20 protein-coding genes and 2 pseudogenes are annotated in these 16,122 nt (G+C 57.8%); 7 read left to right on the plus strand and 15 right to left on the minus strand.

Annotated features, from left to right (window positions below):
* The first annotated feature begins 63 nt into the window (after positions 1 to 63).
* Positions 64 to 1,032 carry a class II fructose-1,6-bisphosphate aldolase gene (fba, locus tag Q0K09_RS00565; RefSeq protein ID WP_294471538.1) on the plus strand — a complete coding sequence of 323 codons (969 nt, stop codon included), beginning with the start codon at positions 64 to 66 and terminating at the stop codon, positions 1,030 to 1,032.
* Positions 1,033 to 1,125: 93 nt separating this feature from the next.
* On the opposite strand, the gene Q0K09_RS00570 is transcribed toward fba, so the two are convergent.
* Positions 1,126 to 1,776: an HAD family hydrolase gene (locus Q0K09_RS00570; RefSeq protein WP_294471541.1), complete on the minus strand. Its 651-nt coding sequence runs from the start codon at positions 1,774 to 1,776 to the stop codon at positions 1,126 to 1,128.
* A 91-nt stretch (positions 1,777 to 1,867) separates the two neighbouring features.
* Between Q0K09_RS00570 and Q0K09_RS00575 the strand changes: the two genes are divergently transcribed.
* Entirely contained in the window at positions 1,868 to 2,425 is a 558-nt protein-coding gene (locus Q0K09_RS00575) for an amidase domain-containing protein (protein WP_294471655.1), read from the plus strand.
* On the opposite strand, the gene Q0K09_RS00580 is transcribed toward Q0K09_RS00575, so the two are convergent.
* The 3 genes from Q0K09_RS00580 to Q0K09_RS00590 all read right to left on the minus strand — a co-directional run bounded on the left by Q0K09_RS00580 (position 2,362) and on the right by Q0K09_RS00590 (position 5,775).
* Entirely contained in the window at positions 2,362 to 3,456 is a 1,095-nt protein-coding gene (locus tag Q0K09_RS00580; protein WP_294471544.1) for a tyrosine recombinase XerC, read from the minus strand. The genes Q0K09_RS00575 and Q0K09_RS00580 overlap by 64 nt on opposite strands.
* 221 nt (positions 3,457 to 3,677) lie before the next feature.
* Positions 3,678 to 5,039, minus strand: coding sequence for a DNA repair protein RadA (gene radA / locus Q0K09_RS00585; protein ID WP_294471547.1), 1,362 nt, complete (start codon positions 5,037 to 5,039; stop codon positions 3,678 to 3,680).
* Positions 4,996 to 5,775 (minus strand): N-acetylmuramoyl-L-alanine amidase, encoded by a 780-nt coding sequence (locus tag Q0K09_RS00590; protein ID WP_294471549.1) that lies wholly within the window; start codon positions 5,773 to 5,775, stop codon positions 4,996 to 4,998. Before Q0K09_RS00590 ends, radA begins: the two co-directional genes overlap by 44 nt.
* Positions 5,776 to 5,997: 222 nt before the next feature.
* Here Q0K09_RS00590 and Q0K09_RS00595 point away from each other — a divergent pair, with 222 nt between their 5' ends.
* Entirely contained in the window at positions 5,998 to 6,456 is a 459-nt protein-coding gene (locus tag Q0K09_RS00595; protein ID WP_294471552.1) for a spore coat protein CotJB, read from the plus strand.
* Position 6,457: 1 nt separating this feature from the next.
* A pseudogene (locus Q0K09_RS00600) lies at positions 6,458 to 6,649 on the plus strand (manganese catalase family protein); the annotation flags it as partial.
* On the opposite strand, the gene Q0K09_RS00605 reads toward Q0K09_RS00600, so the two are convergent.
* The 6 genes from Q0K09_RS00605 to Q0K09_RS00630 all read right to left on the minus strand — a co-directional run bounded on the left by Q0K09_RS00605 (position 6,607) and on the right by Q0K09_RS00630 (position 10,406).
* A complete protein-coding gene (locus tag Q0K09_RS00605) occupies positions 6,607 to 8,232 on the minus strand; it encodes a recombinase family protein (protein WP_294471557.1) in 1,626 nt (541 codons plus the stop codon). The pseudogene Q0K09_RS00600 and the gene Q0K09_RS00605 overlap by 43 nt on opposite strands.
* The gene (locus tag Q0K09_RS00610) at positions 8,229 to 8,441 is read right to left on the minus strand and encodes a hypothetical protein (protein ID WP_294471560.1); all 213 of its coding nucleotides are present in this window, start codon (positions 8,439 to 8,441) and stop codon (positions 8,229 to 8,231) included. The genes Q0K09_RS00605 and Q0K09_RS00610 overlap by 4 nt, the downstream gene beginning before the upstream one ends.
* A 225-nt stretch (positions 8,442 to 8,666) precedes the next feature.
* The gene (locus tag Q0K09_RS00615; protein ID WP_294471563.1) at positions 8,667 to 8,999 is read right to left on the minus strand and encodes a hypothetical protein; all 333 of its coding nucleotides are present in this window, start codon (positions 8,997 to 8,999) and stop codon (positions 8,667 to 8,669) included.
* Between the two features lies 1 nt (position 9,000).
* A complete protein-coding gene (locus Q0K09_RS00620) occupies positions 9,001 to 9,225 on the minus strand; it encodes a hypothetical protein (RefSeq protein WP_294471566.1) in 225 nt (74 codons plus the stop codon).
* Between the two features lie 326 nt (positions 9,226 to 9,551).
* Positions 9,552 to 9,974, minus strand: coding sequence for a relaxase/mobilization nuclease domain-containing protein (locus Q0K09_RS00625; protein ID WP_294471569.1), 423 nt, complete (start codon positions 9,972 to 9,974; stop codon positions 9,552 to 9,554).
* 21 nt (positions 9,975 to 9,995) lie between these two features.
* Entirely contained in the window at positions 9,996 to 10,406 is a 411-nt protein-coding gene (locus Q0K09_RS00630) for a hypothetical protein (RefSeq protein WP_294471572.1), read from the minus strand.
* A gap of 480 nt (positions 10,407 to 10,886) precedes the next feature.
* On the opposite strand from Q0K09_RS00630, the gene Q0K09_RS00635 reads away from it, so the two are divergent.
* From Q0K09_RS00635 to Q0K09_RS00645, 3 genes and pseudogenes are all read left to right on the plus strand, one after another.
* The gene (locus Q0K09_RS00635) at positions 10,887 to 11,090 is read left to right on the plus strand and encodes an ATP-binding protein (RefSeq protein WP_294471575.1); all 204 of its coding nucleotides are present in this window, start codon (positions 10,887 to 10,889) and stop codon (positions 11,088 to 11,090) included.
* A gap of 138 nt (positions 11,091 to 11,228) precedes the next feature.
* Positions 11,229 to 11,595: pseudogene (locus Q0K09_RS00640) on the plus strand (transposase); the annotation flags it as partial.
* 153 nt (positions 11,596 to 11,748) lie between these two features.
* Positions 11,749 to 12,294, plus strand: a complete 546-nt coding sequence (locus Q0K09_RS00645; protein ID WP_294471577.1) for a DUF6076 domain-containing protein — start codon at positions 11,749 to 11,751, stop codon at positions 12,292 to 12,294.
* 291 nt (positions 12,295 to 12,585) lie between these two features.
* Here Q0K09_RS00645 and Q0K09_RS00650 read toward each other — a convergent pair whose 3' ends face one another.
* The 5 genes from Q0K09_RS00650 to Q0K09_RS00670 form a co-directional block, all read right to left on the minus strand.
* Positions 12,586 to 13,137, minus strand: coding sequence for a hypothetical protein (locus Q0K09_RS00650; protein WP_294471582.1), 552 nt, complete (start codon positions 13,135 to 13,137; stop codon positions 12,586 to 12,588).
* A gap of 69 nt (positions 13,138 to 13,206) precedes the next feature.
* The gene (locus Q0K09_RS00655) at positions 13,207 to 13,509 is read right to left on the minus strand and encodes a hypothetical protein (protein ID WP_294471585.1); all 303 of its coding nucleotides are present in this window, start codon (positions 13,507 to 13,509) and stop codon (positions 13,207 to 13,209) included.
* Positions 13,506 to 14,411, minus strand: coding sequence for an NAD(P)-dependent oxidoreductase (locus tag Q0K09_RS00660; protein WP_294471588.1), 906 nt, complete (start codon positions 14,409 to 14,411; stop codon positions 13,506 to 13,508). The genes Q0K09_RS00655 and Q0K09_RS00660 overlap by 4 nt, the downstream gene beginning before the upstream one ends.
* Positions 14,412 to 14,425: 14 nt before the next feature.
* The gene (gene rfbC / locus Q0K09_RS00665) at positions 14,426 to 14,992 is read right to left on the minus strand and encodes a dTDP-4-dehydrorhamnose 3,5-epimerase (protein ID WP_294471590.1); all 567 of its coding nucleotides are present in this window, start codon (positions 14,990 to 14,992) and stop codon (positions 14,426 to 14,428) included.
* A 21-nt stretch (positions 14,993 to 15,013) separates the two neighbouring features.
* Positions 15,014 to 15,766: a cephalosporin hydroxylase family protein gene (locus Q0K09_RS00670; protein WP_294471592.1), complete on the minus strand. Its 753-nt coding sequence runs from the start codon at positions 15,764 to 15,766 to the stop codon at positions 15,014 to 15,016.
* Positions 15,767 to 16,122 lie beyond the last annotated feature (356 nt).

Below are 16,122 nucleotides of genomic sequence, written 5' to 3' on the forward strand. Positions count from 1 at the left end.
TGACATCTTTCAAATGAGGCCGCACGGATTCTTTGCCAAATATGATAAAAGGAGTTGAGACATATGCCTCTGGTCACTTCAGCGGAGATGTTCAAGAAGGCCTACGACGGCGGGTATGCCATCGGTGCGTTCAATGTCAATAATATGGAGATCGTGCAGGGCATTACCGAGGCCGCCCGGGACCTGAGCGCCCCCCTGATCCTCCAGGTCTCCAAGGGGGCCCGGGCCTACGCCAACCACACCTATCTGGTGAAGCTGGTGGAGGCCGCCGTCATCGAGTGCCCCAACATTCCCATTGTGCTTCATCTGGACCACGGCCCCGACTTCGAGACCTGCAAGTCCTGTATCGACGGCGGCTTCACCTCCGTGATGATCGACGCCTCCTCCAAGCCCTTTGCTGAAAACATCGCCATCACCAAGCAGGTGGTGGAGTACGCCCATGACCACGGTGTTGTGGTGGAGGCCGAGCTGGGCGCCCTGGCCGGGATTGAGGACGATGTGAAGGTCTCCGCCGAGGAGTCCCACTACACACACCCAGAGGAGGTGGAGGAGTTCGTCTCCAAGACGGGTTGCGACTCCCTGGCTATCGCCATCGGCACCAGCCACGGCGCCTACAAGTTCACCGCTGATCAGTGTACCCGCAATGAGAAGGGGGAGCTGGTACCCCCGCCCCTGCGCTTCGACATTTTGGAGGAGGTCTCCAAGCGTCTGCCCGGATTCCCCATCGTGCTCCACGGATCTTCCTCTGTGCCTCAGGAGTATGTGAAGATGGTGAACGAAAACGGCGGCAAAATGCCTGACGCCGTTGGCATTCCCGAGGAGCAGCTCCGCAGGGCCGCCGCGATGTCCGTGTGCAAGATCAATATCGACTCTGACCTTCGTCTGGCCATGACTGGCACCATTCGGAAGTTCTTCCACGATCACCCCGACAAGTTCGACCCCCGGGAGTACCTGAAGCCCGCCCGGGCCGCCATCAAGGAACTGGTGGCCCACAAAATCGTGGACGTGCTGGGCTGTGATCACAAGGCCTGATATATCCCAGTTTCATGGAAAATAAACAAGGAGCGGCGGGACCCAAGTAAGGGTCCCGCCGCTTTCGTCGGCAGGGGAGGGGAGAGGCCCTGTTTACCGGATGCGCTCCAGCAACTCCTCCGGGGTATCTACCAGGGCAGAGGCCCCATGTTCCAGCAGAAACTGCCGGTCCCGGAAGCCCCAGGTGACCGATAAGCAGGGGAGGCCCGCATTGGCTGCCGTCTGAATATCCACGTCGGAGTCTCCCACATAGACCGCGCCGGAGGCCGGAACCTGAAGGGCCTCCAGGCAGCTGATCACCAGGTCTGGCGCGGGTTTTTTCCGAAGGCCCGGCCTCTCACCTAGGACGACAGGGAGGAGGGTCCCAAAATAGTCCCGGCACAGCCCTTTGACCGCCCCGTCAAATTTGTTGGAGACCACCGCCGTCTGGCAGCCCTGGGTCTGGAGGGCTTTCAGCAGCTCCGGGATACCTGGATAGGGCCGGGTTTTCTGCTGCATATTGGCAAGATAGTGGGCCTTGAAGTCCGCCAGACACCGCTCTGTTTCCTCGGGGGAGGCGCCCGCCGGCACCGCCCGGCGGATCAGATTCCCCACACCGTTGCCCACAAACCGGCGGAGCTCCTCCAGCGAACGCTCTGGAAACCCATGGGCATCCAGGGCAAAGTTGGTGCTGTCCGCCAGGTCCTCCAGAGTATTCAAAAGCGTTCCGTCCAAATCAAAAATCACGGCTTGATAACGCGACAAGATCGTTTCCCTCCTTTGTGTGTGGACAGTACCGCCCCTGGATATGGACGCATAGCATGGAGCAGTACCTGTGAAAGGATTGATCCGCGCCATGCCATCCCTGATCATTCCCTATAACCGAAGGGCGGCCGTCCGCTACGCCCACCGCTGGGCCAGCAGCCGCAATCCAAACTACTACGACTATGAGAAGCTCGGGGGTGACTGTACCAATTTTGCCTCCCAGTGCCTCTACGCCGGGACCAAGGTGATGAACTTCACCCCTACCTACGGCTGGTATTACCTCGACGCCAACAACAAGTCGCCCTCCTGGACGGGCGTCCCGTATTTTTATAACTTTATCACCAGAGAGGAGAAAACCCCCGGCCCTTTCGGCCTGGAGAGCACCCTAGACAACCTGGAGCCCGGTGACTTTGTCCAGCTCCGCTTCAACGGGGAGGTCTTCGGCCACACGCCCATCATCGTGGCCATGGGAACCCCGCCAACCCTGGAAAATACCCTTGTCGCCGCCCACTCCTATGATGCGGACTGGAGGCCTTTGAGCACCTACTTTTTCCAAGAAATCCGCTTCCTGCACATCCTGGGGGCCTATCCGCCGGAGGGATTCGGGGAGCTGCTGCTTCCGCTCTTTCGCCCCTCCGCCTCCTCCTGATGGCCGGAGGACCTGACCGCCTTGGGGGGGGCCTTTCCAGGCTTGAGCTTCCCAAGCGGGTTGGCTTTGGCCGCGATGCGCAGTTCAGCATTGTCCACATGGGTGTAAATCTGTGTGGTGTTCAGGTGGTCGTGGCCAAGGACCTCCTGAAGGGTCCGAACGTCCACGCCGTTTTGAAGCATCAGCGTGGCGGCAGTGTGCCGGAGCTTGTGAGGGGAGTACTGGGAGCTGTCCAGTCCAGAGGCCAACAGGTGCTTTTTCACCAGTTTCTCCACCGCCGCCTTGGAGATGCGTTTGCGCAGCCGGCTGAGGAACAGGGCGTTTTTGTCGATGACTTCCTGGCCGCCCCGGACCGCCAGATAGTTGTCCAGGGCACTCCGGCAGGCGTCGTTGAGGTAGACCACCCGCTCTTTGTTGCCCTTGCCCAGCACCCGCAGGCTGTCCTCCCGGATGTCGGTGAGATTCAGCCCGATGAGCTCCGAAATCCGCAGCCCGCAGTTGAGGAACAGGGTCAGGATGCAGTAGTCCCTCTCGCGGTACGGCCCGTCTATAGATTCCAATAACTGGATGCTGCTGTCCAAATCCAAATATCGGGGCAGGGATTTCTTCAGCCGGGGCGAATCCAGATCCTGCATGGGATTTTCCTGGAGGAGCTTGGCCTTTACCGCGAGATACTTATAAAAGGAGCGGATGGCGGCAATCTTTCGGGCCCGGGAGGCCGGACTCAGCCCATAGCCGGTGTTGGGACTGTTGGGATGCTGGGCCCGGTCCCGGCTCAGGTAGGCCATATAGGAGTAGACATCGGTGATGGTCACCGAAGCCACCAGGTCCAAGTCCACATCATCAATAGAGACGTTGTCCAGTTCGGCCGTCCTCGGCGCCAGGCCTTTTTCAATCTTGAGATAGCGGAAGAAATTCCGCAGGTCCAGAAAATACTCGTCCACCGTTCTGCGGGAATGTCCCTGAATGGTCTCATGGTAAATGAGAAAATCCCGCAGAATGGGGGGCGCTTCCGTTCGATAGTCTGTCATGTGCAGCCGGCGGCGGAGACTCTGAAAAAGGTGGCTTCCCCTCCTTCGTAGTAAACAAAATTTTTATTTTGTTTACTACGCAATCTCCCGCCGCATTCCTCCTCCCTGGCAGGCCTCCAAAGCAAGCTGCCTGATGGGCAGCTTGCTCCGACGGCGTTAATAACCGGTTCTGCGTTTTGTCTGTGATTGGCAATGTACGCTTCTGTCATTTTGTGTCTCTTTTATAAGATGGCGGACAGAGCTTCCCGGATGTTGCGGACTCGGACAAGCTGGAGTCCGTCCGGCTCAGTGAGCTTGCCGCTGTTTCTGGCCGGAATCAGGCACTGGGTAAAGCCCAGCCGGCGCACCTCAGAGAGCCGCTGGCCTAAGGCGCTCACTGAGCGCAGCTCGCCGGTAAGCCCCACCTCACCGATAGCGGCCAGGGTTCCGGGCACGGGCTTGTCCCGAAAGCTGGAGGCCATGGCGATGACAGCGGCCAGGTCGGCGGCGGGCTCGTCCAGGCTCAGGCCGCCGATGACATTGAGATAGGCGTCGCATCCGCTTACCAGAAGTCCGCCCCGCTTCTCCAGCACCGCCAGCAGCAGCATGGCCCGGTTGTAGTCAAACCCGTTGCTGGTGCGTCTGCCGTTCCCATAAGCGCTGGGGGCCAGAAGAGCCTGAATTTCCGCCAGCACCGGCCGAACTCCCTCCATAACGCAGGTCACACAGGTGCCCGGCGTATCTAGGGGCCGTCCCGCCAGCAGGGTCTCCGAGGGGTTGGGCACCTGGGTCAGGCCGCTGTCGGCCATTTCGAAGACGCCGATTTCGTTGGTGGCGCCGAAGCGGTTTTTGGCTGAGCGCAGAATGCGGTAGGACATGTGCGGCTCCCCCTCGAAGTAGAGCACACAGTCCACAATGTGCTCAAGCACCTTGGGGCCGGCGATGGAGCCCTCCTTATTCACATGGCCGATGACGAAAACGGTGATTCCCTCTCCTTTTGCCAGCTGCATCAGGGCCATGGTACACTCCTTAACCTGGCCCACGCTGCCCGGAGAGGTGGTCAGTTCCCCGCTGAACATGGTCTGGATGGAGTCCACAATGACCACATCCGGCCGCAGGGAGCGAATGGCCTCCAGAATCTCCCCCAGATCGGTCTCAGCCAGCAGATAGAGGGACTGGCTCCGCACCCCCAGCCGCTCCGCCCGGAGCTTGATCTGCCGCTCGGACTCCTCCCCAGAGACATAGAGCACCTTGGAAAACCGGCAGAGATTGTCGCAGATTTGGAGCATCAAGGTGGATTTTCCGATGCCGGGGGCGCCCCCCACCAGGACCAGAGAACCCTGCACCGCTCCCCCACCCAGGACCCGATCCAGTTCGGAAAGGCCGGTAGAAAAGCGCAGCTCATCGCTGGTCTCGATCTCCGTAATGGGACGGGGACGGCGGCCTCCCCCACTGCGGACCGCAGCGGTAGGAGCCGTTTTTTTCTTAGTCTCTGCGGGCTGTTCCACCATGGTGTTCCAGCTTCCGCAGGCGGGGCACTTCCCCACCCATTTGGGGGTTTCATTCCCGCATTCCGTACAATAAAAGACTGTCTTGGCTTTCAAGGGTGCCCTCCCCTTCTGAATCATTTTCCGAGTCGCTGAGATAGGCGCAGGCCAAAGCCGCAGCGATTTTGGTCTGATAACTGCCGGTCTGGAGCAGGGCGTCCTCCTCCGGGTTGGAGAGAAAACCGCACTCCACCAAAATGGCACGGCAGGTGATGTGGGTCATCAGGTAGACAGTATTGGGCAGACGGGCGGCCTGGCGTCTGTTTTCCGGGTCCAGAGCCAGCCGCAGCAGCTCCTGGGTATGCTGGGCCAAACCCAGACTGCTGGCTTCGTCGGCATAAAACACCTGTGCGCCGTGGTATTGGGTGCTGCCGCTATAGGTGTTTTGGTGAATGCTGATGACGGTGGCATTGGGCACAGCCTCAATTTGGGCCGCCCGGTTCTGGAGGTCGGATCGCTTCTTCTCCCTGAGCGTCTGAGCCTCTGGGTCATGGAGAGAGATGTCCTCGGTGCGGAGCATGACCACATCGGCCCCAAAGAGACCGAGAATAAGGTCCAGCCGTTGGGCCACTGCCAGATTTACCTGGCTCTCCACCGTTCCAGTCTGGGAGACCGCGCCCCCGTCTTCCCCGCCATGTCCGGCATCAATTACCACGGTGGAGCGGGAAAACCGGGCCGGATGGGCCATGGTTGGGACGGACTCCTTCTCATAAAACAGAAAAAAGCCGGTGCTCACGGCCAAAAGCACCGTCACCGCGATAGATAAAACCCGGATCAGGGCAGGATGTTTCATCAACGGGCACCCCCTCTCTGTCAACTTATGAGGGGACCGTGCACAATATACCCAAAAGGGCCTCAGCCGTGTCTCGATTATACCACATCCTCCAGGAACCGCGCAAGGGTTCGGCTTCCCTCTCCCCTGCCAGTTCCCATCCGCCTGCTGTCGCATAAGATAGAACAGAGGGGAAGCCTGCCGGGCGGAACCCCTCGAAACCACCGAAGGAGGAACCTCACATTGTATCCTGAAAACGGAACCAAGCCCACGCCCTGCGGCGATGCCTGCGGCACCCTGCCGGAGTGCGCCCCTCTGGCGGTCCCCTATGTACCCTTTCAGCAGAACAGCCCCAAACGTTATGAGCAGATGGATGCCCTGAGCAACGGCACCCTCTATCCCGGCCTGAACCTTCCCTTCCGGGCCAAGGTGGACGCCGCCGGCGTGCCCCAGACCCCGCTCACAGAGCTTCAGGCTCTGGAGTTCGTGGTCCAGGAGCTGGCCCTTTACCTAGATACCCACCCCTCCGACACGGAGGCATTTGAGCTCTTCCGACAGTACAGCGCCATGGAGAAGGAGGCCCGGGCGGCCTTTGTCTCCTCCAACGGCCCTGTCCTCCGCAGTGAGACAGCCGACTGCAAGACCTACACCTGGCCCAAGGAGCCCTGGCCCTGGAACTACCCAGAAGGAGGGATGAAATAAGATGTTTTCTTATGAGAAAAAGCTGCAATATCCCGTCAAAATCAAGACGCCAAATCCCAAGCTGGCTTCCTTTATCATCAGCCAGTACGGTGGGCCGGACGGTGAACTGGGCGCTTCCCTGCGCTATCTGAGCCAGCGGTACGCCATGCCTTACCCGGAGCTCAAGGCGCTGCTCACCGACATCGGCACCGAGGGGCTGTTCTGGGCCGGCTGCCCCAGCCGCTCCAGCACGAAGGTCCAGGTCCTGGGCAGCAGGTTCAGCTTCACCTCCACCCGCCGGTCCGGGTAGACCACCATGTGGTCCAGGATGGTTTTATAGAAGGTCTCGCTGGCCTGCTCCCCCTGGAGCAGGGCGGTCACCCTCCTCTTGATGCACCGTTCCAGCTCGCCCTTGTCGTAGGCCACCTCCGCCCCGGCCTTCGCGGCGGACAGGCGCTCCTGGAGCTGAGCCATCTCCCGGTCATAGCGCTCCGTCATCTGCCGCATCTCTGCCTTGGTGATGTCCTGGGCGAAGAAGGCGTCCAGGGCGGTCTCCCGCTTTTTGGCCAGGCGATCCAGATCCAATTCCAGGGCCTTCTGGTTTTCACTGCCTCCCCCCTCCCCTGCCCGGATGGCCTCCAGGACGATGGCGGTCACGCTGCGGACCATCGCCTCACTGTCCAGCGGAAGGGATTGAAGGGACTGCCGCAGCAGCTCCATGGCCGTCTCGTCCCGGAGGGTCCGCCCCACATCGCAGCCCACCCGGTTGCCCTGGGGGTCCAGATGGGCCCTCCCCTCCCTGGTGGCGGTGTAGCAGCTCCAGCGCCGGCTGTAGCTGCCGTCCTTCCGCTTCTTCTTCCGGGACACGAAGCTGGCCCCGCACACCCCGCACTTGATCCTGCCGCTGAACACATAGCGGTTGGAGTGCCCCGCCCCCAGCTCGCCGTTTCGGTTTCGCTTTTTCAGCTCCGCCTGGACCGTATCCCACAACTCCCGGTCAATGATGGGCTCGTGGTGGTCCCGCAGGATAACCAGGTCCTCCTCTCCGTGGTTGTACTTTTTGGCATGAGAGAGGTAGTCCGGAGTGATGGTTTTCTTCTGGACCAGATCGCCGATGTACTTTTCATTCTTCAGAATTTTAACGATGTGGGTGTTGCTCCACTTGACGTTGCCCCGGTGGGTGCGGTATCCGGCCTCCCGCAGCTCCCGGGCAATGACCGTAGTGCCCTTTTTCTCCACGCCGTACTTGTGAAAGATGAGCCTGACGATCTCCGCCCCTTTGGGCTCCACTGTCAGGCGTCCATCCTTTACATTATATCCCAGCAGGGACCTGCCGAAGACCACCCCCTGTTCCATCCGCCGGGTCTGGCCCCACTTCACCCGGCTGGAGGTCTTGCGGCTCTCCTCCTGGGCCAGGGAGCCCATGATGGACAACCGAAGCTCGGCGTCCGGCTCCAGAGAGTGGATGCCGTCGTTGAGGAAGACCACCCCAACCCCGATGGCCTTGAGCTCCCGGGTGTAAGCGATGGTGTCCAGGATGTTCCGGGAGAACCGGCTGACCTCCTTGGTTAGGATCAGGCGGAACTTTCCCCGCCGGGCGTCCTGAATCATCTGGTTGAAGGCGGCCCGCTTCTTGGTGGAGGTGCCGGTGATGCCCTCGTCCGCGTAGACCTGGTACAGCTCCCACTCCGGATGGCGGTCGATGTACTCCCGAAAGTACCGCTGCTGGTTCTCAAAGGAGTTGGCCTGATCCTCCTTGTCGGTGGAGACCCGGCAGTAGGACGCTACATAGATCATGGTGTGTGTTTCCCCTCCCCTTCTGGTGTGAAATGGATTTTCCCTTTACAGATTTCTTCCGCATATCTGTATTGCACCTCACTGAGAATGCCCTCGTCTTTCAGCCCGAGCAGGATGGCCCGCTGGAGCATAGACCAGAACGCCGGGTCCGTCTCTTGTGTGATGAATTTCTCATCTGTGACGCCCAGCAGTCTGATCCGATCCCCCATCCCGCATGCCCCCTTTGGTTCCAGGGTATGCATGGGACAAGACCAGATTTCTTAGCGGATGTGCCCCCTTCCCTTTCAGCGCATCGTCGGATGTGAATTGGATTTGGATGCTGTCCTCATGATGTGTGCCTCCTTCCATGCGGAGGGGAGCGCAGCGGTGGTTAAACGGAGCCTGCCGCACTCCCCCACGAGTCCATTGCCTTTTTTCATCTCCACGAGGCCGGGTCACATGGTGAGCTTCCAAGTGGGATCTTCCTCATGGTCGTCGGTCCTGTGGCCCATGGCCAGCCGCTTCTGCCTCTGCCGCTCCCGTGTCTCGAAATCTACCGGGCCGGGCCTCAGGGTGTAGTCATCCACTGGTCCACTGACCTGAGCACGCTCCAGAGCGTGCTCAAGTCGTACCAGCCCGCCCACAAGGCCAGCAGCCCTGGCGGGATCAGCAGGAGATCCTGAGACGGGCGGGGGAGCGAAGGCTTCGGCAGCCTGGGCGGTGAGAAACAACGCTTGCTCCTCCTCCCAGCCGGTGGGAGCCTCCGCCGCAGCTCCGCCACCACTCACGTCAGGGCCTCCCACTGTGCCAGGGTGGGGAGTTCCCCACCTGGGTGGAAATCTCCCGGGACAGGGCCGCCAGCGCCCCAACGCTGGCCTCTAGACGGTCCAACCGCTCCAGCAGCGCCTCCCACTCCTGGGGCGTGGGACTGGTCTGGGGACCGCCCTGTCCATTCGGCAGATTCCGCCGCTTCAGCTCCTCCAGAGACAAGTTCTGCTCGAATGCGGAACTCACGCTCCATCCTCTCCTTCCTGTACTTTTCCTCAGAGAACCGGTCATCCCGGCACCTCATGCCCTCCGGCGTGGTGTAGGTGATGCTCTTCCAGCCGTCCGTCCAGCGGACCTCACAGCCCTCGCTCCGCATCAGGGAGAGGAACTCCTCCCGGCTGGCGGCGTATACCATACACTGGTCGATGGTGTTTCATCAGCCGGAACTTCCAGATCTAGCCCTTGGCGGCGGAGCGGTACTCCCTGGCACCCATCCGTTTTTCCCGAACCTGTTTCTGCGGCGGCGGCAAAATTTCCAGCCCATGGGCAAGGCAGATCTCGTCGTTGGCCATTCAGTGGGCCTGGAGATCGGCGACGCTCTGGTGGAGCTTTCTTCCACCCCGGAAGCTGACGCTGTTCACCACCAGATGGTTGTGGAGATGCTCTGTGTCCACATGGGTGGCTACCAGCACCTCGAAATCCAGGAACTCCCGCTGGGCCAGCTCCAGGCTGATGACGTGGACCTCCTGGGGCGTCAGGTCGTCCGACTCCAAAAAGGACTGGACCAAGTGGTAGTACTGCCACCCGTCCGTTTTTCGGAACCGCTTCTTGGTGAGCTGCATCTCAGAGAGGGCACTTTGCGTGGTACAGTTCCAGCCGGTCACCAGCCGCTGTCCTTCCCACAGCGTCTTTTCCTTCTGGCTGACGTAGCGGGTGATACCGCCCAGCGCACCCCGGCCTCCACCACGATTTTTGATGGCGGTGAAGGTGGCCATCTCGTCGACACCTCCTCCATATCATTCGCTTCCGGCCTTATCGTCCGAAAGCTCACTCATTCTAGGGCGTCTCATCTCCCCACAAAAGCGGTTCACCGCTTTTGTGGGGGTTCCGTTTACCGCTTTTAACAACTGCCGGAGCTGTTCGCTGACCTGCCCGTAGCCATCCGCTAGCCTGTCACCGTACACGACGGGGATCCTCCCCATGTTGGCCAGGGTGGTAAGCTGGTTCAGGTTCCGCCCCTGGCCTTTCAGGTCAGTGATCACTTTATCCAGGCCGTCCACCTGGACAATCTTTTTGCCCAGCCCACAGAAACACAGGTAGTCGGTGACCGTCATGTCCGCCTGCTTCGCCCGCGCCCGGATGGCCGCTTTGACCCGGGGTGTCACCAGGAGGGTGATGAGCTCCGTTTTCTTTGCTGCTCTCTGCATGCTCACACCTCTCTCCCCTTCAGGGGCTGGGGGACCAAGGCGGCACCCCAGAGTCTATGGCCGGCGTATCGGACGCGATGCTTGCCCTCCCTAACGGGAGAAGTTTTCCTTCTGTCGGTGCGTGCTTCCTTGGGTCGGAGCTTTGGGGAGGGTCGATAGGGTCGATCTCCGGGGCCTCCGGCGCATCGGCACTTTCGGCACTGTGAAGCTCCACAATCCGCCTCCCGTTGCTGCGCCGGACCGAGGCTACAATTCCGGCTTTCCCTAAGGGCTTGTTTGAAAAAAGTCAACATGCCCAATCAGCGGGTCTTTTGCCCCCTGGACGGCGCAATTTTTCCTTGAAATCCGCCAGGATTCCTGCGAAAAAATTGCTTGCCAGCGGCCCAAAATCCCTCGCTGCTGGACACATCGCCAATTTTCAAACAAGCCCTAGTGATTGACGAGGTCGGGTACATGCAGTTGAACCGCCAGGAGGCAGAATTGTTATTCCGGTTGGTTTCAGAGCGCTACGAGCACGGCAGTGTGATCCTCACCAGCAACAAATACTTCAGCGACTGGGGCGAGCTGCTCAGCGATGATATCCTGGCCACTGCTCTCCTAGACCGGCTGCTCCACCACGCCCACGTGGTGAATATCCGGGGCCAGACCTACCGGCTGCGGGACCGCCTCAAGGCCGGCGTCTAACCGGTCCCACTGGCCGAAATTCCGGCGCACGGATAACTAGCAGGTAGGTTTCCGGCACCACAAGACCGGCGATGTGATTCCGGCGGTTGGGTCAGCTTCTTCCCGGCGATTCCGCTTTTTCTACTCCGGCGTTGACAGATCGAGTTCGATGATGCTTTTTTCGGCGGGCCGACGGTAGGTAAGAAGCGCGGACGTGGTATAGAGAAAGCCAAAGGATTCGTTGCACTATCGTTGGATCAGGATGAAAACCACAAAGGATATTCGTCAAAAGTCTGTGAAAAGCTTTGCGGAAAAGTTCTTTGCGGATCCCAGCACAATTATCAGCGACGGCTTTCGCAGTTATGGCCCGGCCCTTACTGCATTTGAACATCATCCACAGCGCTATGACCCCAAAAGCGGGATGCTGCATTGGCTGCATATCCTGGTCAGCAATGCCAAGACGTTCCTCCTGGGTACCTGCCACGGCTTGCCCATCAAATTTTTAGATCACTATCTTGATGAATTCTGATTTCGTTTTTCTCGCAGGTTTTTTGGGGAGGTCCACTTCATCCAACGGCGGTATGGCTGGTTTCTGGAATCCCTGTCCAAAGGCGAGTCCTATGAAAAGAAAAAGGGCCAGAGGAAAGCACCTCTGGCCGCGCAGATCAGGAAACATGGTTTGGAGTCCTATGTAAGCGGGGGAAGTCTGGGCGAGGCCCCGGTGGTGGACGCCCCCCAGGTGAACATCCATTTCGCGCTGAAGGAGCTGCCCAAGCGGGCGCCGGAGCTGGTGGAGCGGCTGTACTTTGACCGGCTTTCCGACTTCATCTATGTGGAGATGATGCAGGGACTGCAGAGGGGCTTTGTTCCAAAGCGGTACCCAAACTGCAAACGATGGTTCCTCCAGAAACCCGGCGCTATCTACTCCTACTGCGATGGACCGGCGCCTGGAGAGGAGGAGAAAACCTGCCGGGATGTGGGGGGAACCACAAGCTTCCGGAATAAAGTACAGAACAGTGATATCTGGAAGCTCCACCAGCGGGCCTATAAGAAATACTTTGCCCGGACCAAAAAGGGTACCATGAGCAAGGCGGACTTCGAGGAATGGTCCCGAGAGGCGGAGCGCCTACGGGACCATTCCTCGAAGAGATACGATAATACAAGTGTTTTAAAAGAAATGGAACAGATTGCGCAGAAGTTAAAGGAAATGCTCAATCAAATCTAAAGCGCCAAGAGAGATCGCTCATCGTGATCCTTAGCTGAACACTGCCAGGATCTGTAGCTTGGAAAAAATTTGTTGATCTATACTGAACCTCTAAAAACTCAAAAAATGGGTTGATCCACACCAGAAAGGATGGAGACTCCGTACTGATAGGCATAGCAGGACCAACGGATGGTGTCTGGTGCACGGGTCGTGTTAAAGAAATCCGAGACAGCGAAGAGCGGCCGCTCATCAACCAAGTTCTCCACATGAACCAGAATGTCTCCCCGTCCGGAATAGTGCTTGGCCACCAGGTTATTCAGCGTCTGGATATAGCCATCCGTACGGGTAATCTTCACGCAAATAAATCAGCAGGCGGGTCTCCGTATCGCCAAATCGCTGGCAGTAGGCACGGAATGCTTTCTCGTACACAGGGAAAGGATCGTCGAAGTCGGGGATAGACAGGTAGGTAGGGGACGTCTTCTCCAGACGGACAGAGCCAGCGGGGCGGACGGAGCCCATGTGCGTCTCGATAAAGCGGTGGGACAGGCAACAAAAAGGAATCCCGCTGCCGCACCAGTTTCTCGTAAGGCCACTCCCACCAGGCGATGGCCTCTGCAGGGCCTGGATCTCTTCTGGGCTGAAGCGATATTTGATAACCTTGGCCGGGTTGCCGCCCACGATGGCATAGGCAGGCACGTCCTTTGCGACTACCGACCCGGCTACTACCACTGCGCCGTTGTGGATGGTTACACCACCCATGATGGTCGCTCCGTGCCCGATCCAAACATCATTTTGGATCAGAATCTGCCCCTTTTCCCGCAATTTCGTGTGTACATTTAGACAGGGCTTCCAGAAACCAGCCATACCGCCGCTGGATGAAGCGGACCTCCTGGAGCCGCTGCCTCATGATGCCAGGCAGCTGATAGGCGCCGTTTACGATGTCCTCTGCGGGGAGGAGGGGAGGAAGGAGACTGCAGCGGTGGTCACCGCCAGGTAGTCGTGATTTAAATTGACCAGGAAACAAAGTTCGTCGGCCATAGAACAGTAACGCCCGATCTGTATGCTGTGTACGCCCGCAGCGAAATCAAAATTGAGCCCGGTCTGAACCGTTGCGGAGACAATATAGCTATCCATATCCAGGCACAAGATGGGGAAATCCTGAAGAACCTTCCCCACCGTCAGCCGTGTGAACTGCTTCACTGTTTTGGGCTCCACGTGGATATTGTTTACAATCATGTCAACGCTCCTTTTGATCCTGACCATAGGCCGGCCAGGCCCTGCTCCAGAGAAATCCGGGGGCTCCAGCCCGGGACTGGCGGGTAAAGTCTAGGAGCATGGCGCATATCACGATCCGGGGCAGGGCGGGTGCCCCAATTTGTCTGCACCGTCAGACCACAGATTTTTACCATGGTTTCCACCGTTTTGCGCAGAGAGGGGATGGCATCCGGAAGCACTTGGAACTGCTGGTTTTCCCACTCCCCAGAGACCAGTTGCTTCCCGGCCAGGATAAACGCCTCCGTCACATCGTCGATGTGGACGGCGGCATAGTCCTGCTGTCCATCGGACAGATCGATTGCTCTATGGCTGCGGGCGGCATCCAGAATAAGATTTAACACCTTAGACCGCCGGTCACCAGGACCGTAGGTGTCCGCCAGCACAAGCGTTCCTGCCCGGAGTAATCCTGTGTCAGTATAATATGCCAGCAGATCCCGGAATGCGCGCTTAGTTGCTGCGTAGAGATTGAGTGGACGGTACGCATCGCCTTGGCAATGTTCCATGATACTGGTGGCGCAGATCAGGTTTCTACACTCGCAGCTTGCCATCGCTTCCAGCAGATATGCGCCGTATGCGATATTGGATGCTACTAACTGGGTGGTGTTGTCCATATCATGGGCGCCAGTATAGTAGGCCGCCAGATGATAGACCAGATCTGGCCGGCAGCGCTCCACCTGTGCTAAAACATTCATCCCCTCACCGTCGCAGGGCAGGAGCGTTATCTGATTCTGAATATCTTCGATATATGTGGTATGAAGAGGGTTTCGCACGAGACCAAAAACCTGGTGTTCACCCTGCGCCAGCAGACGGCGGGCCAGATGGCTGCCGATATACCCGGTCAGTCCGGTGATTAAAATATGCATAGTATCACCCTATATTACAGGCCGCCAAAGTGGTCGCAGAACCAAGAAAAAGATGGCAGCGCTTGGTCCTTTTCCGATATGATCAATTCCTCAATCTGATCAATTGGCCAGGAGATTTTGAGTTCCGAATCATTCCATACAATACCTCCATCCGAATCGGGATCATACTGGTCTCCACACAAGTAGTTGAACAATGTATCCGGCTCTAGGGCCAGAAAACCATGGGCGAATCCCTTTGGGATATAGAGCATCTCCTGGTTCTCAGCGGATAGTGTAAATCCCCGCCATTGACCGAAAGTGGGCGAGCCCCGGCGCAGATCAACCGCTACATCGTACACTGCGCCATACAATACTCTTACAAGCTTGTCCTGGCTATATTCCCTTTGGAAGTGCAGACCACGAATGACTCCCTTCCGAGACTGGGAGGTCAGATCCTCATAGGGAGTAAGTAAAATCCCCTGCTGACGGAATATACCTTGTTCAAAAGACTTCATCAGACAGCCGCGTTCATCTGGAACAACACGCGGTCGGATGGCCACAAGGCCAAAAAGATCAGTAGGCTGAAACGAAAACCGCTGCATCCCCCACCATCCTATCGTTTTTTATTTGATACGCTTCAACCATCCACCAGGGCAGGAGGTTAGAACACTTTTCTGTTCAAAAGAGTCATCTACTATAAAATCGTCGCAGTTCTTCAAAAAAGCTTGCACAGCAGTATATGGATTGTTTCCTTTGCCCCATGGACGGTCGCTGTAGGTATGATCTGCAAATTCAATTCCAGTATCGTATACTACAACATAAGAATTTTGGGACACCAGAGGTGCATAGAGCTTTAATTCTTCCAGTACATGGGCATGGGTGTGGCATGAATCAAGCAACACCATAACTGTCTGATGGCGCTCCGCAATCTGGCAAACCTGCTCAGCAATGCCAGCGTCAATCGAAGAACCCTCAAGCATGGTAATCCGCTTATGCATGGGGTGAACTTCGATAGCGGCCCGATTGTGCGTGCGGATGTCAATGTCAATCCCCACCACTTCCCGCTTGATATTTTGCGCCCCATCAAATGTATCAAGCAGCTCCAGCATGGAGGCAGAAAAAATGAGGCTGCCGCCATGGGCGATCCCGGTCTCAATGATTAAATCAGGCCGAACACTCATAATCACCTCCTGCAAGCTGATCATATCCTGCGGGATCTGAATGATGGGACGCCCCATCCAAGTAAAATAGTAGCCATATTTATAGCGCGACACATGATCCTGGAACTGCTTGGCCAAGCGCTTGGTATCCGGATCCTGCGTCATAGCATGGATATCTTCTTCCTTTTCCTGCTGGAACTGCGCTACTGCGTCCATTTTAATCACCATGCCGACCGTTACACGGTCTGCACAAATAGGGATGAAAGAGTGCAGACAAACGATCGCCTTTCTTATAAAATTGAGATGAGGGGGAAGCACACTACAGCGCTCGGGGAGGTAAGTCGTAGATTGCTTCCAGAGTTCAAACCAGTATTTTAATCAGTGTCAGAACCGCCTTTTCAAGCACAAATAAGTGGCGCTTCGAGCCCGGAAACTAAGGATTGTATTAACGCCTGTTAATTGCTTGGCGGTTCAGTCACTGCTTCCTCCTCTCCACATTGAAATGAGGAGGGTGTAGATTGAAAGTCGTATTTACTACGCTTTGAAATATGAGCACATTGCCAAACGCCGGC

It is taken from the genome of uncultured Intestinimonas sp., from assembly GCF_944387725.1.
In the GTDB taxonomy this organism is placed as follows: domain Bacteria; phylum Bacillota; class Clostridia; order Oscillospirales; family Oscillospiraceae; genus Intestinimonas.